Annotated in this window: 16 protein-coding genes; 4 read left to right on the top strand and 12 right to left on the bottom strand. The window is 51.2% G+C overall.

The window, feature by feature from the left end; all coding sequences use genetic code 11:
- Positions 1 to 2 precede the first annotated feature (2 nt).
- Together LZP69_RS06475 and sodB are read right to left on the bottom strand one after the other, a co-directional pair.
- Positions 3 to 1,937, bottom strand: a complete 1,935-nt coding sequence (locus LZP69_RS06475) for a PrkA family serine protein kinase (protein ID WP_234199378.1) — start codon at positions 1,935 to 1,937, stop codon at positions 3 to 5.
- A 291-nt stretch (positions 1,938 to 2,228) separates the two neighbouring features.
- The gene (sodB, locus tag LZP69_RS06470) at positions 2,229 to 2,813 is read right to left on the bottom strand and encodes a superoxide dismutase [Fe] (protein ID WP_234199377.1); all 585 of its coding nucleotides are present in this window, start codon (positions 2,811 to 2,813) and stop codon (positions 2,229 to 2,231) included.
- A 228-nt stretch (positions 2,814 to 3,041) separates the two neighbouring features.
- Between sodB and LZP69_RS06465 the strand changes: the two genes are divergently transcribed.
- Together LZP69_RS06465 and LZP69_RS06460 are read left to right on the top strand one after the other, a co-directional pair.
- Positions 3,042 to 3,392: a Grx4 family monothiol glutaredoxin gene (locus LZP69_RS06465; protein WP_234199376.1), complete on the top strand. Its 351-nt coding sequence runs from the start codon at positions 3,042 to 3,044 to the stop codon at positions 3,390 to 3,392.
- Positions 3,393 to 3,760: 368 nt separating this feature from the next.
- Complete coding sequence (locus tag LZP69_RS06460) at positions 3,761 to 4,198, top strand: Hsp20 family protein (RefSeq protein ID WP_234199375.1); 438 nt, start codon at positions 3,761 to 3,763, stop codon at positions 4,196 to 4,198.
- Between the two features lie 385 nt (positions 4,199 to 4,583).
- Here LZP69_RS06460 and LZP69_RS06455 read toward each other — a convergent pair whose 3' ends face one another.
- The 9 genes from LZP69_RS06455 to rmuC all read right to left on the bottom strand — a co-directional run bounded on the left by LZP69_RS06455 (position 4,584) and on the right by rmuC (position 22,993).
- Positions 4,584 to 5,591 carry a D-alanine--D-alanine ligase gene (locus LZP69_RS06455; protein ID WP_234199374.1) on the bottom strand — a complete coding sequence of 336 codons (1,008 nt, stop codon included), beginning with the start codon at positions 5,589 to 5,591 and terminating at the stop codon, positions 4,584 to 4,586.
- Positions 5,592 to 5,757: 166 nt separating this feature from the next.
- Entirely contained in the window at positions 5,758 to 7,761 is a 2,004-nt protein-coding gene (recD, locus tag LZP69_RS06450) for an exodeoxyribonuclease V subunit alpha (RefSeq protein WP_234199373.1), read from the bottom strand.
- Positions 7,758 to 11,438 carry an exodeoxyribonuclease V subunit beta gene (recB, locus tag LZP69_RS06445; protein WP_234199372.1) on the bottom strand — a complete coding sequence of 1,227 codons (3,681 nt, stop codon included), beginning with the start codon at positions 11,436 to 11,438 and terminating at the stop codon, positions 7,758 to 7,760. Before recB ends, recD begins: the two co-directional genes overlap by 4 nt.
- Complete coding sequence (gene recC / locus LZP69_RS06440) at positions 11,435 to 15,052, bottom strand: exodeoxyribonuclease V subunit gamma (RefSeq protein WP_234199371.1); 3,618 nt, start codon at positions 15,050 to 15,052, stop codon at positions 11,435 to 11,437. The genes recB and recC overlap by 4 nt, the downstream gene beginning before the upstream one ends.
- Positions 15,053 to 15,221: 169 nt before the next feature.
- Positions 15,222 to 17,294 carry a transglutaminase TgpA family protein gene (locus LZP69_RS06435; RefSeq protein ID WP_234199370.1) on the bottom strand — a complete coding sequence of 691 codons (2,073 nt, stop codon included), beginning with the start codon at positions 17,292 to 17,294 and terminating at the stop codon, positions 15,222 to 15,224.
- Positions 17,287 to 18,363: a DUF58 domain-containing protein gene (locus tag LZP69_RS06430; RefSeq protein WP_234199369.1), complete on the bottom strand. Its 1,077-nt coding sequence runs from the start codon at positions 18,361 to 18,363 to the stop codon at positions 17,287 to 17,289. Before LZP69_RS06430 ends, LZP69_RS06435 begins: the two co-directional genes overlap by 8 nt.
- 6 nt (positions 18,364 to 18,369) lie before the next feature.
- Entirely contained in the window at positions 18,370 to 19,281 is a 912-nt protein-coding gene (locus tag LZP69_RS06425; protein WP_234199368.1) for an AAA family ATPase, read from the bottom strand.
- A gap of 167 nt (positions 19,282 to 19,448) precedes the next feature.
- A complete protein-coding gene (locus LZP69_RS06420) occupies positions 19,449 to 21,413 on the bottom strand; it encodes a transglycosylase SLT domain-containing protein (protein WP_234199367.1) in 1,965 nt (654 codons plus the stop codon).
- A gap of 56 nt (positions 21,414 to 21,469) precedes the next feature.
- The gene (gene rmuC / locus LZP69_RS06415) at positions 21,470 to 22,993 is read right to left on the bottom strand and encodes a DNA recombination protein RmuC (protein ID WP_234199366.1); all 1,524 of its coding nucleotides are present in this window, start codon (positions 22,991 to 22,993) and stop codon (positions 21,470 to 21,472) included.
- A gap of 270 nt (positions 22,994 to 23,263) precedes the next feature.
- Between rmuC and msrP the strand changes: the two genes are divergently transcribed.
- The gene (gene msrP, locus LZP69_RS06410) at positions 23,264 to 24,295 is read left to right on the top strand and encodes a protein-methionine-sulfoxide reductase catalytic subunit MsrP (protein WP_234199574.1); all 1,032 of its coding nucleotides are present in this window, start codon (positions 23,264 to 23,266) and stop codon (positions 24,293 to 24,295) included.
- Between the two features lie 57 nt (positions 24,296 to 24,352).
- Positions 24,353 to 24,994, top strand: coding sequence for a protein-methionine-sulfoxide reductase heme-binding subunit MsrQ (msrQ, locus tag LZP69_RS06405; RefSeq protein ID WP_234199365.1), 642 nt, complete (start codon positions 24,353 to 24,355; stop codon positions 24,992 to 24,994).
- A gap of 243 nt (positions 24,995 to 25,237) precedes the next feature.
- Here msrQ and LZP69_RS06400 read toward each other — a convergent pair whose 3' ends face one another.
- A complete protein-coding gene (locus tag LZP69_RS06400; RefSeq protein ID WP_234199364.1) occupies positions 25,238 to 25,555 on the bottom strand; it encodes a hypothetical protein in 318 nt (105 codons plus the stop codon).
- Positions 25,556 to 25,710: the final 155 nt, after the last annotated feature.

The raw sequence follows: 25,710 nt of genomic DNA, 5'->3' as shown, positions 1-25,710 counted from the left end.
GATCAAGATGATTTACGCACCCTGAGATACCATTCAGACAGCAAACGTACCTGTTTCTTGGTGTAGCCTTTCTCCATCATACGGTTGACGAAATCGTCATGCTTACGCTGATCATCGGTCGAGGTCTTGGCGTTAAAGGAGATCACCGGCAGCAGATCTTCAGTGTTGGAGAACATCTTTTTCTCTATCACTGTGCGCAGCTTCTCATAGCTGGTCCAGATGGGATTGGAGCCCTCATTGTTGGCTTTTGCCCGCAGCACGAAGTTGACTATCTCGTTACGGAAATCCTTTGGATTACTGATCCCGGCGGGTTTCTCAATTTTTTCCAGTTCGGCGTTGAGCGCCGCTCTATCGAACAGTTGACCGGTTTCTGGGTCACGGTACTCCTGATCCTGGATCCAAAAATCGGCATAGGTAACATAGCGGTCGAAGATGTTCTGGCCATATTCGGAGTAGGACTCGAGGTAAGCAGTCTGGATCTCTTTACCGATAAACTCGATATATTTGGGGGTCAGATAGCCCTTGAGGAACTCAAGGTACCGCTCGGCGGTTTCGTTGGGGAACTGCTCCTGCTCAATCTGCCGCTCCAGCACATAGAAGAGGTGCACAGGGTTGGCGGCGATTTCGCTGTGGTCGAAGTTAAACACTTTCGACAAGATCTTAAAGGCGAAGCGGGTGGATAGTCCCTGCATCCCCTCATCGACCCCAGCATAGTCGCGGTACTCCTGATAGGATTTCGCTTTAGGATCGGTATCTTTCAAACTCTCACCATCATAGACACGCATCTTGGAGTAGATGGAGGAGTTTTCCGGCGTTTTAATCCGAGACAGCACACTAAACTGCGCCAGCGTCTCTAAGGTGTAAGGGGCACAGGGCGCCTTGACCAGCTCAGAGTTAAACAGCAGTTTCTGGTAAATGCGGATCTCTTCTGAGACTCGCAGACAGTAGGGCACTTTGACTATATAGACGCGGTCGAGAAATGCCTCGTTGGTCTTATTGTTCCTGAAGGTGGTCCACTCGGACTCGTTGGAGTGAGCCAGTATGATGCCGTTAAAGGGCAGAGCCGATAAGCCTTCTGTGCCGTTATAGTTACCCTCCTGGGTTGCGGTTAATAGCGGATGTAGCACTTTGATAGGCGCCTTGAACATCTCAACAAACTCCATCAAACCTTGGTTGGCGCGGCACAGGGCGCCTGAATAGGAGTAGGCATCGGCGTCGTGCTGGGCATAATGTTCAAGCTGACGAATATCCACTTTCCCCACCAAGGAGGAGATATCCTGGTTATTCTCATCACCAGGTTCAGTCTTGGCGATCCCCAATTGATCTAAGATGGTGGGAAAGACTTTCACTACTTTAAATTTGGTAATATCGCCGCCAAATTCATGCAGACGTTTCACCGCCCAAGGCGACATGATGGCCTTGAGGTAGCGTTCAGGAATACCATATTCCTGTTTAAGCAGTTCACCATCTTCTTCGGGGTTAAACAGGCAGAAAGGGTGGTCGTTAACTGGGCTTCGAACCCCATCGGCGCTGAGCACGTAAATCGGCACTTTCTGCATCAGGGATTTAAGTTTCTCCGCAAGGGAGGATTTACCGCCGCCCACAGGGCCGAGCAAGTAGAGGATCTGTTTTGATTCTTCTAATCCCTGGGCTGAATGCTTGAGGTAGGCGACTATCTGCTCTATGGCTTCCTCCATGCCGTAGAAATCTTTAAAGGCGGGATAACGGGAGATCAGTCGATTGGAGAAGATTCGACTGAGCACAGAGTCTTTCGAGGTGTCGATAACCTCAGGCTTGCCGATAGCGATCAATAAACGCTCGGCTGCCGAGGCGTAAGCGATTCGGTCTTCCTTACAGATGGACAAAAATTCCTGCAATGAATACTCTTCATCCAGTTTCTTTTCGTAGCGCTGCTGATAATGCTCAAATATACCCATATTCCGCCTCCCAAAAATGCCTATTATTCAGTTTGCTATAACAGATCTTCTTGCGACCTTTACTTAATAATAGACCTAAAACAAAAGGAAAGTTTCAAAAATAATTAATAAAAACAATGACAAATATTGCATTTGCAATAATTGCATCTGTTGGCAGCCAAAAAGAGATGGGTAAAAACAGGCAGGAAAAATAAAGGAGCCCTAGGGCTCCTTATAGAGTATCTGACGCGGGTATAAGCGCAGGATTCGGCCTATTTAGGCTTATCGGAACTACAGGCTTAGAAACGTCGATTAACCAGCGAAGTTGCTGTTAACGAAGTCCCAGTTAACCAGTTCCCAGAAGTGGGCTAGGTAGTCAGGACGCACGTTACGGTAATCGATGTAGTAAGCGTGTTCCCACACATCAACAGTCAGCAGTGGCGTAACGCCTTCATCTGTCAGTGGGGTCGCCGCATTGCTGGTATTAACGATAGCGACAGAGCCATCGGCATTTTTCACCAACCAGGTCCATGCACTACCGAAGTTGTTGACTGCCATATCGGTAAATTGAGCTTTAAAGGCATCGAACGAGCCGAAAGCGGCTTCGATTGCAGCTGCAACGTCACCAGTTGCTGCGCCGCCACCGTTTGGTGATAGGCAGTTCCAGTAGAAAGTGTGGTTCCAGATCTGCGCAGCATTGTTGAAAATGCCACCTGTTGAGGTCTTGATGATCTCTTCTAGGCTCTTTTCAGCCAGTTCAGTACCTTCAACCAGGCCGTTTAGCTTAACAACATAAGTGTTGTGATGCTTGCCATAGTGGTATTCAATGGTTTCTTGTGAAATATGGGGCTCTAAAGCATCTTTTGCGTAGGGAAGGGCGGGTAATTCAAAAGCCATGTTTTTTCTCCATTGACATTCATGTGTCTATTTTGTTTGCTCACGGGGTCTTATTCTACCTCATAAAACTGTGATGTGAATCATTGTTTGGCCGATTTTTTAGATTAAATCGTTCATAACTCTATGTAACCAAAGCCCCTTTAAAAAGTAGGTTTTTGTTCTGGCCCAGACTGGCGTACAATAGGGGCAATTGTGTAAATCGCTTGAGTTGTAATATTAGGAAAGCATATGGAAACCAACGAAACTGTAGAAAAGATCAAGCAGCAAATTGCTGAAAACCCAATCATTGTTTACATGAAAGGCTCACCTAAGTTACCTAGCTGTGGCTTCTCTTCACAGGTCGCGCAGATCATGATTAACTGTGGTGCCCAGTTTGCCTATGTTGATATTCTGCAGCATCCAGATATTCGCAGCGAACTGCCAAAATACGCTAACTGGCCAACCTTCCCACAACTATGGGTTGAGGGCGAGTTGATTGGTGGTTGTGACATCCTTACCGAAATGTACCAAAAGGGTGAGCTACAAACCTTAATCAGCGAAACAGCGGCGAAATACGCCACGCCAGAGGCCGATGCTTAAATCTAAATAAGCGCGACTTGGCCCTAAGAAAATCCCGAATACAAAAATATTCGGGATTTTTTGTTTTTAAGCCTTGAAAACCATTTTGGCATCCACATATTTATTAATACCAAGGGGCAACACTCCCTGATTGCGACCTTGGATTGTAAGTCGCAAGTGTTTCGATATTTGTTTGCGAAAACCATAATGGAGTGCTCAATGAGGCTCTATTTTTAGACGACAAATCGACATCACTTACAAAAAATGACTTGTGTTAAATCAGTGCCTTCGGGGCTGATAGGTTAACACTTAATACCCGGCGCGAAAGGTGACTTTTCACCGCGATTCGGCCAACAAAATTGATATTGCTTAATATGAGGATATACAAGATGCGTAATTATGATTTAACTCCACTTTACCGTAGTGCCATTGGATTCGACCGTTTAGCCCAGCTTGCCGAGCATGCTGCGTCGAACAAGAGCAACACAGGTTACCCCCCTTACAATATCGAGCTTCTCAGCGAAAACCGTTACCGTATTACCATGGCTGTGGCAGGTTTTAGTATGGATGAGCTTGATATCACCAGCGATGGCGACAAACTCGTGGTCAAAGGCACTAAAGCGGCTCAAGAAACTGAGCGCAAGTACCTTTACCAAGGCATTGCTGAGCGCGGGTTTGAGCGCACCTTCGAGCTAGCCGACTATGTGACTGTCATCGGCGCCGACCTTGAAAATGGTCTTTTGAATGTCGATCTTAAACGCGAGATCCCAGAAGCGCTTAAGCCACGCAAAATCGAGATCAGTCGCTCGAAACTGCTGGATAACTGATAAGTCAGTTAATTGATTCGATTACTCGAATTGTGAAATGAATGGGAGCCAAATGGCTCCCATTTTGTTTTTGGCTTGTATATCGAATGGTTAAGGTATTGCATACGCTGATTGGGACAAATGGAGCAAATATCCAAGGGCAGGGATAGCCTTGGTTAAGCGAGCAGGGACGCCTTGAGCGTTTTGCGGAATTTGACCCAATTAGCTTACATTATCAGTGATGAATAAGTGATGGATATATGGGCAATCGTGCTTTTGGGCACGCTGTGAATATGTCCCTATACGCTCTACGGCAACTTCCTGTTGCCGAAGGCCAGCAGCGCATTTTGCCCATAGCTCATTCGCATCGGTACTTAGGCATGTCGAAACCGGTAGCCACTAGCAATTACAACTTCGTCACCCCTTGGGTGATGGCTTCATTGAGGTAGTCGCTAAAATCGTCGCCATGATTGGCGAGCATCTTGGGGAACATAGAGATAGGGGTGAGGCCTGGGAAGGTGTTGATCTCGTTCAGCAGGATCTCATTCTCTTCGGTCAGGAAGAAGTCGATGCGCGACAGATGACGCAGTTTCATGCCATCAAAAACTTTGATCGCATATTGCTGAATTTGGCTGGCGATCTCCTCTGAAACCTCGGCAACCACTTTGGTTGTGGCTTTGCTGTTGGCTGCATATTTTTCATCGAAAGTGTAAAAAGTATCGCTGGCGCAGATAACTTCGCCGGGTAGGGTGGCGACTGTCTTGCCGTGATATTGATATACGGCCACTTCCAGTTCCCGCGCCTTGATGGTTTTCTCCACCACCACATAGGGCGAATATTGAAAGGCGTCGGTCAGTGTTTTGGCAATATCTTCGGCCTTGTTGACCTTGTAGCAGCCAACCGATGAGCCTTGTGAGGCGGCCTTAATAAAGACAGATCCCCAGTTTGCTAACGCCTGCTCGGTGCTTGCTATTGCGGCATCATCCAACTGGTTTAGGAAGATGTAAGGGGTATTGGGAATGCCGAGCGCGCTGAACCACATCTTGGCGGTGATCTTGTTAAAACAATTGCTCGAACTTTCTGAGTCACAGCCGAAGTAGGGCAGATTGATCAGGTTAAAATAGGACTGGATATCGCCGGTTTCACCTGGGTAGCCATGGATACAGGGGATCACATAATCCACGGGCCAGGGCGTGATGGATTCATCTTCGAAGCGGATCTCCTTGCGGTTGGTTAGCTCGCAGCGCTCGCCCGATTTGGTCAGGTAATGGCCATTACCGTCCAGTTCGACCCTCAGTAGATTGATGTGTGGCAGTTTGGCCAATGAGGTTTCAAAATAATTGGCAGATAACAGGGAAATAGCGTGTTCGTCGCCACCGCCGCCACAAATAAGTAAAAGATTGATCGAACTCATTGGAACTCCGTTTACTGTCGGATAGTTAGTCGCTTGCTCACTATGCCGCGCTTTTCATTTTATGCAAGGGTTGCAAACTGGCTTAAATCCCGTTTGCCCAATTTATATGCGTATTGGCTATTGCCTAGTGTTAACAGCCTGATGTCAACGGCCTAATGTTAAGTGCTTAGTGCCATAGCCGTTTTGCCAGCCCGGAGGCGCGTTTGGTCGCCTGGGTGCAAGCCGCCTCAAAGATACGCTGGCTGCCAAGGCAGCTAAAATACTGTTTTGCCCGGGTGATGGCTGTGTAAACAAGCTCCTTGGTGAGCAGCTGCTGCTGGGCCACGCTGGGTTTAGGCGGCAGGACGAGAGACACATTTGCAAACTCGCTGCCCTGGCTTTTATGTACCGTCATGGCAAAACAGGTGTCGTGTTGGGGCAGGCGTGCAGGCAGCACTTTAAGTAGTGCTCCATCGGCCTGAACGAAATAGGCCATCAGCCTCTGACTCTGTGCGTCTTGTAAGATCAGGCCGATATCGCCGTTAAACAGCCCAAGATTATAGTCATTGCTCTGAATGATGATAGGCCTGCCCGGGTAGAACTCGGCCTTGGGTGAGATCAACTTGGCCGCACTCAACGCCTGAGTTACAGCCAGGTTGATGCCATCGACCCCATAGTCACCGGCGCGCATGGCGCACAGTATCCGATACTGATTAAACAGCTCGATTATCTCAAGGGGATCGCATGCCTGACTCATAGCCGTTAAATAGGGGCGATATTGCGTCACGCTTAACGCCAGTAAAGATTGGCTCCCCTGTTCGTTTAACCCATGTTCAATCCAGTTCAGCTCTTCAAAACCTTGCTGCCAGACCCGCTGGATCTCCCCTAAATCGCTCTGGTTCACCGCGCTCGCCAGCATGCCGATCCCCGCATCGCCCTTGAATCTGTGGCTGTGCATTAGCATGACTAAGCTGTCGCCGAGTTTGGCATCTGCTGAGACGAAAGGGCTCATATCGCTCATGGTCAGCTGACTTAAGAGTGCTGCCTTTGTGGCCGAATAGCGCATCTGCCAGTGCGGTTTGCTCTGGCCCTGATTTTGGCTCTGGCTATGACTCTGGTGTTGTGAAGGAGCCTTTAGTCCGGCACAGATATCGGCCAGTACGGCGCCGGCTTCCACCGAGGCGAGCTGATCCTGATCCCCAAGCAGTATCAGCCTGGCGTTTTCTGGCAGCGCATCGAGCAGCTTGTACATCATGGGCAAGTCCACCATGGAGGCCTCATCGACAATGAGCAAGTCGAGACGCAGTGGATTGTCTCTGTTATGGCGAAATCCCGTCGCCTTGGGGATCACCCCGAGCAGGCGATGCAGTGTGGCGGCTTCTTCTGGAATGCGATTTAGGGCATCGAGATTGAGGGTATCGCCATAAGCGGCTAATTCTTTAGTGAGTCTGGCCTTGGAGGCTTTTATCGATTCACTCAGGCGGGCGGCGGCTTTTCCTGTGGGCGCCACCAGACGAATGGTCATGGCTTGCTCCTGACACAAAAGCAGCAGTAATTTTGTCACTGTGGTGGTTTTGCCTGTGCCTGGGCCACCTGTTATCACCGCCAGTTTTTGTGTTAGCGCAGTCGCTGTGGCTATCTTCTGCCAGTCAAGCCTTGGGTTATTTTCGGACTTTTCCTGCTCATCTGTGCTGGGAAACAGGCAAGCTAAGCGTTTGGCCGCCAGCTCTGCATCTGAGTCCTCAATATTTTTAACGTCAATGGGTTTGGCCAGCTGTTTGAGCTTGTCAGCGACTCTGGACTCAAACTGATAATAACGCTGCAGATAGAGAGTGTGACCGTCGAGAATAAGGGGTTTATTTTGGGGCGCTGCGTCATGGGATGGGGGCGCAATGCCCACAGCCGTTAACTTGGCCAGCTCAGCTGTGATTTCATCGACGGATAACAGGATCTGGCATTGAGACTGCTGTTCATTTAAAGGGTTGCTCAGATCAATCTGATCCAGCGGCAAACAGGTGTGCTGGGTTGAGAGCTGACGACTGAGCAGGGCGCAGATCAGGGTGAAGAGATCGTGACTATCTGCATGTAGCGAGTGCATCTGCAGGGCAAAGTGGCGATCGAGCGGCGTTAACAGGCGCTGCTCCTGCCACTCCTTCAAGAGTTCAGTAAGCGGCTTATTTAATTTAATCATAGCATTAGCTCCGTTTGGTAGGGAGCGTCATCGGGAGAGTTTCTATGGGTGCTGACGGCTTCACCTAATGTGAGAAGATCGTCGAGCGCCGTTATCAAGGCTTCGGGCGGTTTATCGAAGAAGATGCCGCAACCGGGATGAACCGCCGACATGCCGCGCAAAAACAGGTAATAACAACCGCCGAAATGGGTCTCATAGTGATAGTCAGGCAGACGTAGCCTTAAGTAGCGGTGCAGGGCGAGGCTATAGATGATGTACTGCAGATCGTATCTGTGGCTGGCGATGGCCTGGCCCATGGCGGCCTTGTCGTAGTCGGCAAAATCGTTCCCGAGATGATTTGATTTGTAGTCGGCAATGTAAAAGCAGCCGTCATGCTCGAAGGTCAGATCGATAAAGCCCTTTAGCATGCCCTGCAGGGTGTCGAACTCCAGCGTCATCGGATAACCAAATTGGCCGAGCAGCTCTGTTAGTGCCTTGGCTTGCAGCTGCGTGATGGGCATATAAAACTCCATCTCCACTAAGGTCTGCTTGGGTGACAGTTGGCATAGGCTGAGCGCTTGACTTTTATCTGTTTGCATTGCAGCTGTGAGCGGTGCCTTTAACAGATCCAGATACCAGTCAAGCAGCATGGCTTGCCAGTGATCGTCGATACCATATTGCTCCATCGCTCTGGGCAGCTGGATTGGTAGATCGCGTTCAGCTTGGGTAAAGTCAATCTCCTCCAATACCAGGTGCATAAAACTCCCGGCATTGGCACCGCGATCGAAACTAAATCGGGATTCGCTGGGAGGAAGCTCAGACACTAATGGCGCTGCCTCTGGGAAGATTTCATCGTCGCCGCCGGGCGTGACACGCTCATGGGGCATATTTTTCACCAGCCCTGAATAACTGCCAACTCGCCAGGGTGTCGTTGCGGCTCTGTGTAATGGCTTAGCACTGAGTTGGCCCCGCTCATCGCTCTGTTTTGCTAGCGGCGCAGGCGGCGCTATGCTGCTGATGGTCTGAACACTAATTGCGTCACTTGCGATTTCATTATTGATTAGCGTAGCTGCCCTGGCTTGGATCAGTGCAAGATCGCAGTTGGCGTCCTCTATCCCTAACAGGTAGCCGATGGCGGTCTGATGGAGCTGACTGCTGATGCCGGATTTGTTAACGCGGCTGTGGTTGGCGATATAGAGATAGCAGCAGAGCGCTGGGCGGGTCAGCGCCACATAAAGTAGGCGCAGATCTTCGGCTAAGGTTTCTTGCTTATATTGCAGCCAGCCGTCATCGCTCTGCTCTATATCCCAGATAAGCTCATCATCCTTGTGATAGAGCATGGGCGCAGGTTTTCGGCGAAAATCCCGGCTGAGACTGACGAAGGGAAGGAAGCAGACAGGGTATTCAAGCCCCTTACTCTTGTGGATTGTCACTATCTGCACCAGATTCTGCTCGCTCTCCAGCCTGAGCTGGGCTTCCTCTCCGCTTTGGCTATCCAGCAGGGTCTGCTGATACCAGTTAAGTAGGGCGTGAATGCCATCGAGCTCGGTGGACTTTTGCTGCAAGAGCTCGCCAAGGTGCCTGAAATCTGTGAGGCGCCGCTCACCATCCTGGCTTGCCAGCAGACGTTCTATCAGATGAGTCGTCTGCGCCATGGCCATTAGGCTGGGCATGATGCCACGTTTAAGCCACAGCTGATTAAGCTGAGCAAACGCCTCTAACAGGTTCTGCCTGTGCTCCTCATCGAGATTAAATTGGTTGATCGCCTCGGCGCTGTAACCTAACAGCTCAGTGGCCATGGCCGATCTGAGGGCGCGTTCATCCTTGGGATTGGCGATGGCGATAAGCACGAGCGCCATCTCCCTGGCTTCCAGGGTGGAAAATACGCTGTCACGGCTGAGAAACACGGCGCCAATTTGCCGCTCGCTCAGAGCATCTTTGATAAAGGCGGCCTCGTTTCTGTCTCTCACCAGTACCGCGATATCTTTGGCCTTGAGTGGCTTATCGCCATTAAAACAGTGCCCCTTTTGGGATTCACTCAAGAGTCGGGCGATTTCGTTACAGCTGTCCTGAGCCAGCAGTTTTCTGGCCGTGGTCTTGTTGAGTCCCAGTTCAGGATCTTCGCCTAAGAGTTTTATCCGCAGGGCGCTGGGGTTATCTGTCTGCTCGATAAGGCGCTTGTTATCGGCAAAAGGCGAGGGGCTGACTGGCTCAAAAGGGATAGCCTGGCTGATAAAGGGATCTGCATGCTGGCTAAAGAGGCGATTGACGCCGGCCACCATGTTGCGGCTGGAGCGGTAGTTGGTATCCAGGCTATAGTGGTGCGCTGTCTGGCTGCGCGCCGCGATATAGGTGTTGATGTCGGCGCCGCGAAAGGCGTAAATCGCCTGCTTGGGATCGCCAATCATCAGCAGGCTAGGATTTTGTATCTGTTGTTCGCAGTTCTCTTTTTGCTGATAAATTTGACTGAAAATCTGATATTGCAGCGGATCGGTATCCTGAAACTCATCAATCAGGGCGATAGGGAAACGCTTAGCGATGGCGCTGGCAAGGCTCATCTTATCGGCAGCCGTGTTTGACTGGCTGAGCGCCTCGGCGAGTTTACTGAGCAGATCGTCCGGTGTGAGTAGATTCTTCTCCTGCTTCTGCGCGGCAAAGCGTCTGGCGATGCCTTGCTTTGCGGCAAAGAGAAAACCTGGGATAAACTGGCCAATAAGTTCATTGAGCTGCTCGATATGCGCCAGCAAGGGGGCCTCTTGGGCGGTTGGAAGCACGCCGCCCTTATTGAGCTTGAGATTGTTTAGGGACAGTTGTTCAAGCACTTTGCTTGGGGGCAGGGCGTGACCAAAACTGACCCAGTTATCCAGGCTGCTGAGCAGATCGGCAAGTTTGGGGTAGCCAAGCTCCTTCTTACCAAAACGCTGGCCGTTTAAAGGCAGTTGCAAAAGGTTCGCCGCTAAGGCATCACGCTCTCGCGGCCAGATCAATTTAAGGCGGCTCAGGCTCTGACTCAGAGACTCGGCTGTCTTGGTAAAGTCTCTCGGCGACGGGTAAACCGTCGCCTGGGCGGCGCCGAGCAGCGGACGGATCTGCTGCGCCAGCCCATCGGGATCGCTAAACTTATCGCCGATCAGCTGCGCGAGATAGGCAGGCAGGGGATAACAGGTTTCCCGCCAGAAGTCGCGCACCGCATGGTGTAAAAACTCGCTGTCATCTAAGGTGAACTCAGACTCAAACAGCTGCGAGGCTTCGAACGCCATGTCCGCCAGCATGCGTTGGCAGAATCCGTGTATGGTAAAGATGGCGGCTTCATCTAAGGATTTGAGGGCTAAGTCTAGGCGTTTGCGCGCCAGGGCAAGTTTGTCGGGCGGGGTCTGTTGGTAGAGTTGCTCGATAAGCGCATCATCGACAGGAATACCGATAAAGCGGCGGTAGGCCAGCTTAATTTTTTTGCGGATCCTGTCTCTCAGTTCGCCCGTCGCCGCGTTAGTGAAGGTTACCACTAAGATCTCTTCACAGCTCAGCGGCCTGGTCTGCTCATCGCCTAGCAGCAAACGCACATAGAGACCGGCTATGGTGAAGGTTTTACCTGTGCCGGCGCTGGCCTCAATTAGCCTGCTGCCACTGAGGGGCAAAGTTAAGGTATCAAGTTTTTCGCTCCTCTTTGCCATCTTCCTCACCTCTTGTGTCTGGCTCATTGGCCTGCCTCCTTGCCTGTGCTATCAACGCGCTGTTCTCCAAAATCTGCGCCCTCCACATAGTTGCTGAGTTCGCTTAAGCGCGCCTTGTGATACAGGCTAACCAGCGGGTCGAGCAGGGTGTGAGCCGTCTTGCCAAAGGCGTCTTCGGTGAAATCGCCCGGGAAACGGAACAGACGGCGATAGTGAGGCTCGAGCCCTTCACCTAGGGTTTCCTGATCGTTGAGCCATTGTTCCCGCGCCTGGCTGAGCCGCGCGTGATGATCGCCCTCGGCCTCCACATAGGCCAGGGCCGTGCGGGGCACAAACAGCAGCGGCGTTAATTGGCCAAGATTAAAATAGTTAACCCAGAGGCTGAGCTGGTTTCTGGCCTGCTCAGGCGTGATAGGTGCAAAGGCGTAAAAATTGCCGATATCCAGCAGGTAACTCGGCATAGAGCCGATAAAACTGGGGGCGACCTGAGGCGTGTCTGCCATGGAGCACAGGCACAGATGTCGCAGGTAGACACGAATAAGATCCCGGGCGTTGGCCGTGCCGGGGCGGTAATTGACCAGCCCTTTGGCCGAGATGGCATCGATGCGTCCAAGGAGCTGAGTAGCACATTCAGGCAGGGCGATCGCTATCTCCAGGGTGTGAGACTGCTCCCCCTTGAGGTAGTTGGCTCTGCCGACAATCGGCTCAATATCGTGAAGGTACTGATTAAGCAGCAGATCATCGAAGGGCTGCAGGGGCAGTTTGCCCGAGCGCTTGAGTCTGCCAAGAAGCTGCTGTTCAGGGCTGTCGCTTTTGGCGTCGATGGCATTGTCTATGAGCTGAGCTTGCAGTTGATAACGGGACAGGGCATCGAGGCTGAAGGGCTCGTCGTTGTCATCGCCCTGAATATCCAGGGCGAGATCCAGCTTGAGGGCACGGTTGAAGAAAAACTGCGCCGGATTACGGAAAAAGCGGATCAGGGCAGAGAGTTCCAGCTCCTGCAAGGAAGCGGCCTTATCAAAGCTGGCTTCATCCGCTGCCGTATCCGTTGGCAGTGGTGAGAGCGGCTTAGTAATAAAGTCTGTGTGGGCTTGGCCTATATCTTCACTATCAGGAGCTTCACTCTCAGGAGCTTTGCTCTGGGGTGGGCACCACTGGCTGTTGTAGCTCTGGTTTATATAGCTCTGGCTTAAGGGCGAAGTTTCCTGATAGAGACGTTCATCGAAGGGTTGCAGGGGTTGCTGCGCCACCAGCCTATCTAAGATAGCCTGCTCAAGGGCATCTATGATTTTTGTGTCACACGCCTTACCGTCATCGAGTGTCTGGCAATCAAAGCCTGCGGGCACACAGGTCAGCTGACAATATTCAATCAGCTCTGAGACCAGCATAGAGGGGATGCGCTCGCTGTTATCCCACTCGCTGTGGCCGATATAACTGATATAGAGCTGCTCTCTTGCTGACAGCAGCGCCTCGAGGAAGAGGTAGCGATCATCGAGTCTACGGGAGCGATCCCCTTTACGGGCGGCAAACTGAGCCACCAAGTCAAAGCCAACGGGATGCTGGACTCTGGGGTAGACGCTATCGTTCATTCCCAGCAGACACACCACCTTAAAGGGGATAGAACGCATCGGCATCAGGGTACAGAAGTTGACGCTACCGGCCAGATAACGCTGGCCGACTCGGGACTCTGACAGGTGGCTGACAAACCAGTTGTGGATCACCTTAAGTTCGAGTGCATGCTCATATTGCGCCTGACTGAGCTCGTCACTGAATTTGCCTATGGCCTGGGTGATATCCTGAAGCTGAGGCAGCTCCTCATCGTCACACAGATAAAAGCGCTCCACTAAGGCCAGCAGTTGGCTAATTCTCTGTTTGAGTGGCACTGTTTGCCTGAGGCTATCGAGCCACTCATCGAGCGCCTCGATAAAATTCAGCAGTTTACCCAGCGCCTGAGCGCCTTGGCCCTCGATCCCTTGCAGCGCCAGGCTGTCCAGATAAACAGGGGATTCATCACTGAAACAGTAACCTAAGATGAGGCGCTTGATACCAAAGGCCCAGGAGTTCTGCTCATAAGCGGGCAGCTGCTGCACCAGACGGGACTGGCTGTCGCGTCCCCAGCGCACACCAGCCTCTTCGAGCCAGAGACGGATAAGCTCAAGCTCATCTGCTGTTATCTCGAAACGGCGCAGCACGGCTGGCACTTCTAAGATGGTGAGGATCTCCGTCAAGGCGAAGCGGCTCTGATCCAGAGTCAGCAACTGTAAAAAGCTGTTGATCAGTGGCGATTCCTGGGCGGCGCCGCGATCGGCGATGGCGTAGGGGATATAGTGTTCACCGGTTTTGGCGGCAAACACGGCATCTATGTAAGGCGCGTAACTGGCCACATCCGGCATCATGACCACTATCTCCCGGGGAGCGATCGCTTTATCTTTCTGGGATAGCAGGCTGAGCAGATGATCGTGCAGCGTCTCCATTTCCCGTAGCGGACTGTGGCAGCTTTTAAGGCTAATAGAGTTGTCGTCGGCTTTCAGTTCGCGCCGCCCCTTGAGGCTAAGATAGAGGCTGCTGTCTGGTCCGAGACTTTCGCCCCGGGTGGTAAGATCTAAGATATCCTGCTGCACCGAATGAAGCAGGCTGTCGCTGCCCGGTGTCTCATAGCATTCCAGATTAAAATTGGTGTCCTGCTCCGGCAGTTCCAGTAACAGGTCCAGGAGTTCCCGCCCCATCTTACCGTTGTTGGCCAGCAGCGGATTACCGACTTCGAGTTTATCTTCCCAGTCGATATCCAGTTGCTGCTTGCCTTCATATTGCAGTGCCATTCTGGCGCGCAGGCGCGGGTCGACTATATCGCCCCAATAGTGCTGACAGGGGCTGAGGCTAAGCATGATCACATCGATGCGCTTGGCTAAGTGATATAACACCTGCAGGGTTTGGGGGGCCATGGAGGAGATGCCAAACACAAACAGGCGCTCAGGCAGCTCATCTGTGGGGCAATTCGGGGCATTTAGCCGGTCAAACAGGCTCTGCATCAGGTTGGCTCTGTGGTAGCGGCTTAATCCCAGCTGGTGATCGTTATACTCCACCAGCGCGCGCCAGAGTACAGGCTGCCACAATTGCGCCTGTTCGAGAGCATCATCATGGGGCGGCAGATGGGGCTCATTGGCCTCCCAGGCCAAGATCCAGTCGGGGCGATAGACAAGGTATTGGTCGAAAATATCGGCGATCTGGGCGGCTAACTGATAGAGCTTAAGGGAGTGAGGCGCGTGCTTGTCCTGAGTCACGGTTTCATTTTGCAGATAGTTTGCCAGCGGGGCAAAAAGCGGCTGCTCTAACATGTCCGGCAGGAGCGCCATCAGTTTCCAGGTCATGGCCGCCTTGGTATAGGCGTTCTCCTTGGGCACATCTTTGAGCAACTTATGGCACAGATCCCAGGTAAAGCTGGAGGGCAGCGGAAACTCGAGGGCGGCGGCTATCTGGTTATGCTCGGCAATGGCCAATCGTAGCCAGGTCGACATGCCAGGGCTTTGCACTAAGATCTGCTCACTCGTTAACAGGGATTGAGTCGCCAGTGGTGTGGTTAGTTCATCGGCTAATAACTTAGCTAGGGATTCCATTCGGTTTGACTGAACTAAATAGAGCATAGGCTGCCTTTAATCGGATGCGAAGCGCCGCAGTTAAGGGATCTAATTTTGCCTCTATTCTAGGGCTTTACTCTGTGATGTCTAGGGTTTTACTCTCTGATAGTTAGCGCCTTGGAGTAATTTTTAATCCAATAAAGTCAGATAGTAATCATCTCAAGTTCCACTGGTGTTAGCTTGTCCATGGGTGCCTGTGTATGGCCGAGCCTAGCTGCTTAACTTGCTGCTTAAAACGCTGCAGATGCCGCTGCCGTTCATCGGGTGACAAGGGCCGATATTTGAGCGCCATATAGCTGTCGATAAAGGCGCTTAAGGGGATGTTAAGCTGCGGAGCCTGACCGAGGACGCGTTTGCCATAGTCGGTCGGGGATTCATTGATCTTTCGTCCAAGGCCGCGCTTGGCCAGCAGATCCGCTATCTGTTCAAATGCGGCCACTAGGCTATCTTGCCGCCTGGAGAAGCTTATCAGGCCGACATTGAAGGCGATCAGCAGGGCGATGAGCGCCATGATTGATCCCACAAAGAGCACCATCTTAGTCATGTTGATCTGACCGAGCAGACGCTCCAATAACTCGTGCTGCTTGTCATTATCGAAACCCAACACCCACTTACTCCAGTAGAAATTGATGCTGGCAAGGGAGAGGCGGATCTGATTTAACAGCGGATATTGGCGCAGGCGCAAGCTGTTAAAGGGGTTGTTCATCAGGTAGCTTTGTTCTGGAGTGAACACGGCATCGAAACCCTGCTCAATTCTTCCCGGGGCTATCATAGCCGTGGGATCGAAACGTACCCAACCTTGATCTTCCAGCCAGACCTCGACCCAGGCGTGGGCCATGTATTGATAGACGCTAAGGTACTGGGCATTCTGGTTCCACTCGCCCCCCTGATAGCCAGTGACTAGCCTTGCGGGTATGCCGCTGCGCCGGGCCATAAAGGTGAAGGCGCTGGCATAGTGGACACAAAACCCTGCCTTGTTTTCAAACAGGAAATCATCTATTTGCTGGGGCCCGACAGCGGGCGGGCGAAGAGTGTAGTAATAGGGTGACTGATTAAACAGCCGCATCATGGCGCTAAGCCGTGCACTGGGATCGGGATAATCGCGGGTAAACTGCTCGGCAAGCTGTGCGGTTTTTGGGTTACTGTCTTTTGGCAGTTTGAGGTTACGCCAGCGGCTCTCTCTGCTTAAATTCAGGCTCAGCGGCGCATCCGGGTAGGTAGTGACATGATATTGATACTCTTGATCTAGGTTGCTCAGGGAGTAGAGGCTGCCGTCTGGCATATTGATCACATCCTGATGACTGCCGAAGGCTTGATCCAACCCGAATAGCCAGCGCTGATGGGTGGGCTCGCTGATCACATCATACTGAAACTTTCTTCCCAAGGGACGCTGACGAAAATCATTGCGTCCTTTCTGAAACTTGAGTTGTTGATGTAACAGCTTAGTGGACTGGGATTGAGTCCAGCGGCTGCCATCATAATCTTCCAGCACGATAGCCCGCCAGTAGAGCTGCTGGTTACTGGGGTTCACCCCCTGGAAGCTGACTCTAAAGGCCAGTGCAGGCGAGCGGGTCAGCTGGCCAATATCACCAAAGGCGACGCTGTCAGACAGGCCTGTCTGGGCGGTAGTGGCCTTAGGCACCAGCCAGAGCGGCGGTAGACGGGGTAGCACAATAAATAGCAGTATCGCCAGCGGCAGGCTCTGTAAGATGAGTTTCACGCCGAGTCTGGCGGTGCGCCCCCAGCTGTCGCCGCCCAGATAGAGGCTGACCAGCACAGAGAGATTGATGCTGGCAACCAGCAGGAGTTGCAGGGTAAACCACAGGCTCTGTTTCTCAATAAAGGTGATGGCGATAAGGAAGAAACCCACCATGACCACGGCGCGTACATCTCTGTGCTCACTCACCTCTATGTATTTAAGGGCGTAACCCAAAATCAGCAAATTGATCAAGCCATTGAGTATGCCCATCTGGGAACTGACCAAGGCTAAAGTGATCGCCGAGGCGACAGCCAGCAGGGCGACCAGATAACGGGGCGGCTTGGCGACCTTGCCGGTGAAGATCCCAAAGCGCCATACCAGACAGATGGCGCAGATCGCCATGCTCCAGGGGGTCATTTTATCGTAAAGCGGCAGCAACACACTCAGGTTAACGATAAGCAACCACATCAGAGTATGACGGCTGATGATCTGGGACGGCTTAGGCTTCGCCTGAGTTTTCGTCTGAGTCTTTGCTGTGGCCCTATTCATCAGGGGTAGGCTCAACTTTTGTTTGAGGTTCAACTTTTGTTTGAGGCTCAACTTTTGTTTGAGGCTCAACTTTTGTTTGTGGTTTGGTGCCAGCTTGGGTGACAGTGCCATAGGTAGCGATGGCCTTTAAACAGGCGACTCTGTGATGATTGCCACAGCCAGGAAGCAGGGTTTGGGTGGGCAGTCGCAACCCGAAAATTTTATTGTGCTGACTTAGGGTATCCACCATCCAGGTCATTTCACTGAGCTGCTGCTCAAGATCGGGGCGAGTGGGATCGAACACCAACCACTGGGGCTCACCTGTGGGTTGGTCAAACTCCTTGGTTAACATGCCGCGTCCTTGAGCCAGTTGCTTCCAGGCTATCTGATTGAGTGGCTCACCTATCACATAGGGTCTAAGGTGCTTAAACTCCTCGACACCTATGGTTGCGCTGCCTTGCAGGCTATCGGCTGGCTTGTTCTTCTGGTCGCGTTTAAGGGCGGTGTGGCTGAGCTTTGGGGCTGCAAACACTATCTGGCGATTATCAAGATCGATATGGGACCAGGCACGGCACAGACCCAGGGGAAAGCGGGACTCGACCTTAAGCCGTCCAGGATCTAGCCAACCGCGCCTGGCGTTATCGAAGGCGATAAGGGTGAGCTGCTTGTGCTCATCAACCCGCTCGATGGAGCGGATTGGATTGTGTTTGTAGCTGAGTCGCACCTGACACTGCACTTGTGGGGCGCTGATCTCGATGGGAAACAGGACTGTCTCACCGGCGTAGACATTAGGCGCGTTTTTCGCCTGCAGTGTCATCCCGGCAAGGTTACGATAACTGTAGATAATGCAGGTATTAAACACGCTAAGCAGCAATAAGCTAAGTCCGATCACCAAATTATTCTGATAGTTAGTGCCAAACAGGAAGAGCACCACCACCAATAGCAGCCAGAAAAGACCAAACCCAGTGGGGAGAATGAAAATACTCTTGTGCGCCAGGGTGATTTCTGAATTCGCCGGCAGCCGCCTGGACAACCAGTTATGCCAGTATCGATTGAGGGAAGAGGCGCTTAAGGCTTTCATTCTGATCATGGCCCCCTACAAGATGGGGTTCACACTGCTAAGCAGCTTCAAGGACAGCGCTTCCCCCTGTTGCTGGCTGGTGCTGCGGAGCCTGTGCTCAGCCACAGAGGGGAAAACCGCCTGCACATCTTCAGGCACCACATAGTTGCGCCCCTGAATATAGGCCCAAGCCTTGGCGGCATGGAGCAGCGCCTTGCTGGCCCGCGGCGACAGGCCAAAGCCCTCTTGTAGCTGACGTGAACTCTCTATCAGCGCCAGAATATAGTGCAGAAGTGCATCGGAGGCTTTGACATCCAGTATCTCATTTTGCGCCTCGCGCAGTGCAAGCGGGTCTAGCCTCTGGGGAAGTGTATTGATTTGAGGCGACAAATCCATCCCCTTTAACATGGCAAGTTCGGCGACCTTATCTGGATAGCCGATGGAGATCCGCATCATAAATCGATCGAGCTGGGATTCCGGCAAGGGAAAAGTCCCCGACTGCTCACTGGGGTTTTGGGTGGCAATCACAAAGAAGGGGCTGGGCAGCGGATGAGTGACGCCATCGACAGTGATCTGATGCTCGGCCATGGCTTCGAGCAGGGCGCTCTGGGTCTTGGGGCTGGCGCGGTTGATCTCATCGGCCAGTACCATCTGCCTGAAGATGGGGCCGGGATGAAACACAAATTGCGATTGCTCTTTATTGAAAATAGAGACCCCCAGGATGTCGGCCGGCAGCATATCGCTGGTAAACTGGATCCGCTGGTGGCTGAGTCCTAGACTCTGTGCCAGTCCCTGAGAGAGGCTGGTTTTCCCCATGCCAGGCAAATCTTCGATAAGTAGGTGGCCTTTGGCAAGAATACAAGTGATGGCGAGTTTGATCTGTTGGGGCTTGCCCAGTAGTACCTGTTCTAGTTGGCTCGACAGTGCCAAGATGCTGCTCTGCGACATGCAACTCCCTCTAGTGTTATTTTTATCTTGTTGATTTTTATCGGACGACCCAAAGATAAGGTGTCAGTCGTCACTCAACTAAAGCTAGCTGGAGAAACCCCCTTAATCCAGTTTAATCGTGAAAGTCGGTATTGATAGCCAGTTGCGAAAGTCGCTAGTAGTGAATGCTAGTAGCGATAGTTCAGCTCCTGCTCCGAGAAGAGGGACACGGGTTTATGCTGTTGCATCTGGTAGATCACCCGGTAACTCAATACCGCCTGCACATACTCTCGGGTCTCGGTGAAAGGGATAGACTCGATAAAGCTCAACACATCTAATTTGCCCTTACTCTTCTCCAGCCAGAGTTTTACCCGGCGTGGCCCAGCGTTATAGGCGGCAGTGGCCAGCACACGATTGTTGTCAAACTCCTTTAGCAGCTGGGCATAGTAGGCACTGCCGAGCAGGGTATTAGTGTCTATTTGGTACAGGCTCTTATGGCCGCGATAGGGCAGTCTGAGTTTCTTGGCTGTGGCCTTGGCCGTCGCTGGCATCAGCTGCATCAGACCGCGGGCACCAACGCTGGATGTGGCATAGGGATAGAAAGCCGATTCGCGTCTTGCGATGGCGCGAAGCTCATCGATATCCACCTTGGCTTGTTGGCTCGCCTGTTCGAAGGCGGGGGTCGCTGCTAAGGGGAAACGCAGCGCCATGTCGTTCCAAAGGCTGGCTTCAATACTGGCCTGTACCCCAAGATAATCCCAGCCGCGCCCTTGAGCCAGCAGCGCATATTGTGCTTGGGTGGCATTATCATAACGAGAGAGCAGGAGCAGCCATTCGGCTCTGGCATCTATGAGTTTATCCAGTGCCAGCAGCTCGCTGACCCTTGCAAGACCGGGATCTTGCTTGAGCTTGGCATTTAGGTTTGGATTGGCCGGGGTCGCTTCATCTTGTAGCTGCACAGCCTGTTTTAGTGTGCTGGCGGCGCTGAAGCCGTAAAAATTTCGCGCTTGGGCAAGACTCTTTAGGCGCTCAGCCTTGTCATCATCCTGGGCATTGGTGCGGGCGAGCCAATACTGCCAGCGCTCCTTGCTGCGTTTCTCCTGACTCAGGAGCGCTAGATAGTGCGCTATGGCCTGCTGATCGTTTTCCCGTATCGCCCAGCGAAGGCGCAGCACCTTGAGATCGTCACTGTCGATTTGCCCGAGATGGCTATCGACGAAGGGTTTGAGCGCGTTTTCCTGGGCGATGAGTGCGCGGCGCAGCAGATAACGGCTGAGTTTTTTCTGCTCGAACGGGCTAAAGCGTTTTGACTGTTCGTAGCGGGAATAGAGCGAGATAGCCTTGCCTAGATCTTGGCGGGCAAGGCGTTTAAGGACGGCTTCGAGCATCGCTTCATTGCGCTTCTCGTTCTTGCTTAAACGATTTTTCTGCTCCAGGGTGTGGGGTTTTTTATAGAGGCCGATAAGCAGCTGGGCTTCCTCTTTGTGCTGGGTAAGCTTTTTAGAGAGATAAGTTAATAATCCCAGTTCGTTGGCATTAAAGGCCAGTAACATACGCTGCCAAATCAGCTCCTGACTGGGATGGCCGGCCTTTTCCCAGGCGGCAAACAGGGGATCGCACTCTTTTGGCCGGGAGTGGCCGTAAAGCCAAAGTTGTTGTGCCCCTTTAAAGGCCTGTTTACGCTGCTCATTGTTGAACAGGGCTCGATAGTAATAGCACTGCAGCACGATATTCTTGGGTGCCTTGGGGCTGATAGTGAGAAAATCATGCCAGCGCTCATTGTTACCTGTGTGCACAAGATAGCGATAACGTAGGCTCGAGTGCAGGGCCGTGCCCTTAAATTTGGCGATCGCGCGACTAGCCTGTTTGCCTTTGCTGGCCAGTATGTCATCCATGTTGGCATGAAAGTCCAGATAGGGGGTGAGAGGATAACCCTCAAGCTGCTTTCTCAGTTTCTGGTATTCAATGAGGTCGTTATTATCTAGGCTGGCTTTGGCATCCAGATAGTTTTGCTGCTGAGCTGTGAGCTTACTCGCCTGGCTATGACTCGCTTGAACGGGCATGGATGTGATGAGAGGAGAAAACACACAGGAAAGCAGGGCAAGCACGGGTAGGCTTTGCCTAAAACAACTTTTTATATAAAGGCTTAGCATAGTGCTGCTCCTCGTTACATCAGATTCTGCAGTCGGTCTTCCTTGATTCTTAACGATTAATTGAGTTTGGATTCACCGTTTATTTCATAATGCGGTTCTCGCTCGGGATGCGATTCATTGAGCGAGTTATCCAGCAGCTGAGGGTCGAGCTGCTTTGAGGTGGCAACCCCGAGTTGCTGCATCTGGTGAGCTTGACGAATGAGGTTGCCTTTGCCCGTGGAGAGTTTGCCCATGGCACTTTGGTAGTGCTTATCCACCGACTCAATGGCCTTGCCCACCTTCTCCATATCCTCAACATAACCACAGAGTTTGTCGTAAATTTTACCCGCCTGTTTGGCGATCTGCTGGGCATTTTGATTCTGGTATTCATAGCGCCAGATATTGTTGATGGTACGCAGTGCTACCAGTAAGTTAGTGGGGCTGACCAGCATGATATTATTCTCTAGCGCATAGTTGATCAGGCTTGGCTCATGTTCAAGTGCCAGCAGAAATGCGGGTTCAAGCGGAATAAACATCAGTACATAATCGAGACTGGTGAGGCCATGAAGCTTTTGATAATCCTTCTGACTCAGGCCTTTAATGTGCGCACGTATGGAGTTGCAATGCTCCTTGATTGCGCCAGTTCGGGTTAATTCATCTTCGCTGTTAAAATAACGTTCATAGGCGACCAGAGACATCTTGGCATCGATCACCACATCTTTGTCTTCCGGCAGATGGACTATCACATCGGGTTTGAAGCGTTTGCCTTTGTCATCTTTAAGATCTTGCTGGGTATGGTATTCATGTCCCTCACGTAGGCCACTTTCTTGCAGAACCCGCTCAAGGATCACTTCGCCCCAGTTGCCTTGCTGCTTATTGTCGCCTTTTAATGCTTTGGTTAGGTTGACCGCATCCTGACTCATTTGCAGGTTTAATGCCTTTAGTGATTCCAGCTGATGCTTAAAGGCGCTGCGTTCGGCCTGCTCGACTGTGTAGGATTCCTGTACCTGCTTTCTAAAACCTTCAAGCTGCTGTTTAAAGGGAGATAGCACGTTTGTCAGCTGTTGTTCATTCTGCTGCTGCAAAACTTGGGATTTGCTATCAAAAATTTTGTTGGCTAAATTCTCAAATTGCTGGCTCAGGCGCGACTCGGCGGCGTTGAGATGGGCAATCTTATCTTCGAGGGCTTGCTGCTCGGTTTCAAACTTCACCGTCAGGGTTTGCTGCATGGCGTTGGATTTGGACAGCGCCAGCTGGGTTTCCATCTGTTTACGCTGCGCCTGTTGCAGCTGATCTTCGAGTTCGTTTGCCCTTTCTGCCTGGGCACGGCTCATACCCAGCAGGGCGATTTGATGCTCCAGTTTTTGCTGTAATTGGCCGTTTTCAGTTTGTTTATCTTCCACTTGCGCCTGGGCTAATGCTAATGCTTGAGCCTGTTGCTGACTGAGGGTTTGCTGCTCATCAAGCAGTTGCTGTTTGATCTCCTCCCAGCGCCGGCGAGTCAGGCGTTGATTGAGTAGGGCGCCGATTAATAATGAGAGGAAAGCGGTGGCACAAAGCGCGAGAATTTCGGGTAAGGAGAGTGGTATGGCTACTGGCATAAATGATCAACCAAAAATGAAGAATGGGATAAGCCTCTCACGGTGAAGGGGTGTGTTCAAGTGCAATCTTGGCGCTAAGACGTAAATCATTTGTGAGGTTGAAATTTTTTTTGCCTTTAGTCTATCTAATAGAGAGAGTCGAGGTCGAGGGTCGAGAGTTAGCTGGCTAGCTTTTATGCAAAACCTGCAATATGTTCCCTGTTATAACAAGAGTAGCCATGAACAAGAGTTGAGGTGCCAATGGTGAAGCAGACAAATGGTCGAAGCAAAATCTTAAGAGTAAGGAATGCGCGTACTTGGGGTGGCAAGGTCTGGAATGAGCGTGAAGCCAATGTGACGCCACAAGCGGTGTTTAATGACAGGCGCAGCATAGTGAAAGCCCTGGGACTTGGCGCTATTGGTGCCAGCATTCCGGGTTATGTTCAGGCCGGGTTATTCGATCTTTTTGGCGAGCCAAAATCTAAGCAGCCTTTTGTCACTCAGCCCCTCAGTTTTTCCGCCGACAACCAGTTTGGTCAGCATGAGGTATTAACCCCTGAGGCCAAGGTGATCACCCATAACAATTTCTATGAATTCGGCACAGATAAGACAGACCCCTTCGAAAATGCCCAAGGGTTTAAGGTTGATCCCTGGGTGCTCAAGGTGGAAGGGCTAGTCGACAGGCCGCTGACCTTAGATCTGGATGATCTCACCAAGCTATTTGCATTAGAGGAGCGTATCTATCGCCTCAGGTGTGTCGAAGCCTGGTCTATGGTGATCCCTTGGGTAGGGTTTCCACTGGCGGACTTACTGAGAAAAGCCGGGGTCAGAGCCGGTGCGACCCATGTGGCGTTTGAGACCCTGTTCGATCCTGAGCAGATGCCAGGGCAGAAGAACCGTCTGATGGGCGGCGGGATCCACTATCCCTATGTTGAAGGACTTAGACTCGATGAGGCCACCAATGAGCTAGCACTGCTTGCTGTAGGTCTCTATGGCAGCACCTTAAGACCCCAAAACGGCGCACCCATTCGATTAGTGGTGCCCTGGAAATATGGCTTTAAGAGCATCAAGTCCATTGTGGGTATTCGCGTGATGGATAAACAGCCGCCGACCAGTTGGAATCAGCTGGCTCCCCATGAGTATGGTTTTTACGCTAATGTGAATCCTAAGGTGGATCACCCAAGGTGGTCTCAGGCAACGGAGCGGCGTATTGGCGAAGGGGGTATTTTCTCGGCTAAGCGGATCGATACACAGCCGTTTAATGGTTACGGTGAGCAGGTCGCACATCTCTACCAAGGCATGGATCTGAAACGTTATTATTAGCCTGCTTCTTAGCAATTGCGATGTTATTCATAAAGGGAGCTGTATTGGAGTCTGCATGTGTTAAAAGTTAGCCCGCGCCAGTTGGTGGCAATCAAGTGTCTGTTTCATCTGCTCGCCCTGTTACCCATACTCTATCTGGTATTGAATGTGATGAGTGGTAACGCAGGCGGCGATCCTGTGCAGCATATTATTCATTATACCGGCATGGGGACACTCAATACGCTGGTGGCGGTACTCTTAATCTCGCCAGTGGCCAAACGCTTTAAGTTACCTTTTCTGATGCAGACGCGCCGCCTGGTCGGTCTCTGGGTGTTTGCCTATGCCTGCTTGCATATCATGGCATTTTTGAGTCTGGATCTGCTGTTTGAGTGGCGTTTACTACTTAGTGAGGTGGTGAAGCGGCCTTATATTCTCGTGGGCGCAAGCGCCTATCTTTTGTTACTTATTTTGAGTATCACATCGATTAATCGAGTCAGAATGGCCATGGGGCGCAACTGGCAGCGAGTGCATAACAGCATCTATCTCATTGCTATTTTGGCGCCGATCCATTTTTACTGGTCGGTGAAATCTGAGATTATCGAACCCAGTCTCTACCTAGTGCTTTTTGTTTGCCTGTTATTAATTCGACTGAATTGGGGGAAGATTAAGAAGAGGGTTTTTCAAGACAAAGCCATGATAAAAGAGCGGGCGCAGGGATAATAAAATCGACAGGTTATTGATTTCAACTTTATGCTCTGAATACTTTATATGCTCTGAATAAAGAGGTGTTATTTGGCTCAGTATTTGGTTCTGTTATTCAGAGCAGTAAGCTAATCGTAAGAAGCTGCTAGCGGTATGCTACTTGTAAAAAATTAGCGGCAAGAAATCTCTGTCAAGCAATCTCTATCAATAAAGAATAGTCAGATGGAGTCTTTGATAAGGCTTCTATCTATTTACTATTATTTATTTACTGTTTTGCTGCCGCATAATATCAACGACATCGTCGAACGAGATATTATAGGTACGTGACAGGTTAATTATCTTGGTTTTAAAAGTCTGAATCTTTTCTTGCTTTACAAGCTGCTCTTTTGTTTCATCCACCAATTCATTTATCGCCTCTTGCAAGCAAACTAGTCGCTTATAACTGTAATCTAAACTGCTGATATAGCTTTTCATCTGGCTGGTATTACGAGCGTTTTCCAGGCCACTTGTTTGCTTCTTATCATAGTCATATTGGTCAAGCGCATTAATCGCTTCTTGCAAACTGAGGTTTTCTTTCATCTTATCTTGTCGTTTGATTGTTGATTGTCGATTAAAACAACTTGGCTTTTTCTTGGAGCTTGCTTTGTATTTAGCGTTTAAATACAGCTTTCATAAAGGAGCTTTATGAAAGCAGTGTTCATGAGTATGAAACAGCTTCTATTATATAGTGATGT

Origin of the sequence: Shewanella sp. AS1, from assembly GCF_021412565.1 — a bacterium.
Taxonomy (GTDB): Bacteria; Pseudomonadota; Gammaproteobacteria; order Enterobacterales; family Shewanellaceae; genus Shewanella.
This window is presented reverse-complemented; position numbering and strand designations above follow the sequence as displayed.

Coding starts and splice junctions, on each gene's coding strand:
- sodB (WP_234199377.1), bottom strand. CDS start 2,813: ATGGCTTTTGAATTACCCGCCCTTCCCTACGCAAAAGATGCTTTAGAG.
- recC (WP_234199371.1), bottom strand. CDS start 15,052: ATGCTCTATTTAGTTCAGTCAAACCGAATGGAATCCCTAGCTAAGTTA.
- LZP69_RS06460 (WP_234199375.1), top strand. CDS start 3,761: ATGCGTAATTATGATTTAACTCCACTTTACCGTAGTGCCATTGGATTC.
- LZP69_RS06455 (WP_234199374.1), bottom strand. CDS start 5,591: ATGAGTTCGATCAATCTTTTACTTATTTGTGGCGGCGGTGGCGACGAA.
- rmuC (WP_234199366.1), bottom strand. CDS start 22,993: ATGCCAGTAGCCATACCACTCTCCTTACCCGAAATTCTCGCGCTTTGT.
- recD (WP_234199373.1), bottom strand. CDS start 7,761: ATGATTAAATTAAATAAGCCGCTTACTGAACTCTTGAAGGAGTGGCAG.
- recB (WP_234199372.1), bottom strand. CDS start 11,438: ATGAGCCAGACACAAGAGGTGAGGAAGATGGCAAAGAGGAGCGAAAAA.
- LZP69_RS06425 (WP_234199368.1), bottom strand. CDS start 19,281: ATGTCGCAGAGCAGCATCTTGGCACTGTCGAGCCAACTAGAACAGGTA.
- LZP69_RS06465 (WP_234199376.1), top strand. CDS start 3,042: ATGGAAACCAACGAAACTGTAGAAAAGATCAAGCAGCAAATTGCTGAA.
- LZP69_RS06430 (WP_234199369.1), bottom strand. CDS start 18,363: ATGATCAGAATGAAAGCCTTAAGCGCCTCTTCCCTCAATCGATACTGG.
- LZP69_RS06435 (WP_234199370.1), bottom strand. CDS start 17,294: ATGAATAGGGCCACAGCAAAGACTCAGACGAAAACTCAGGCGAAGCCT.
- LZP69_RS06475 (WP_234199378.1), bottom strand. CDS start 1,937: ATGGGTATATTTGAGCATTATCAGCAGCGCTACGAAAAGAAACTGGAT.
- LZP69_RS06420 (WP_234199367.1), bottom strand. CDS start 21,413: ATGCTAAGCCTTTATATAAAAAGTTGTTTTAGGCAAAGCCTACCCGTG.
- LZP69_RS06400 (WP_234199364.1), bottom strand. CDS start 25,555: ATGAAAGAAAACCTCAGTTTGCAAGAAGCGATTAATGCGCTTGACCAA.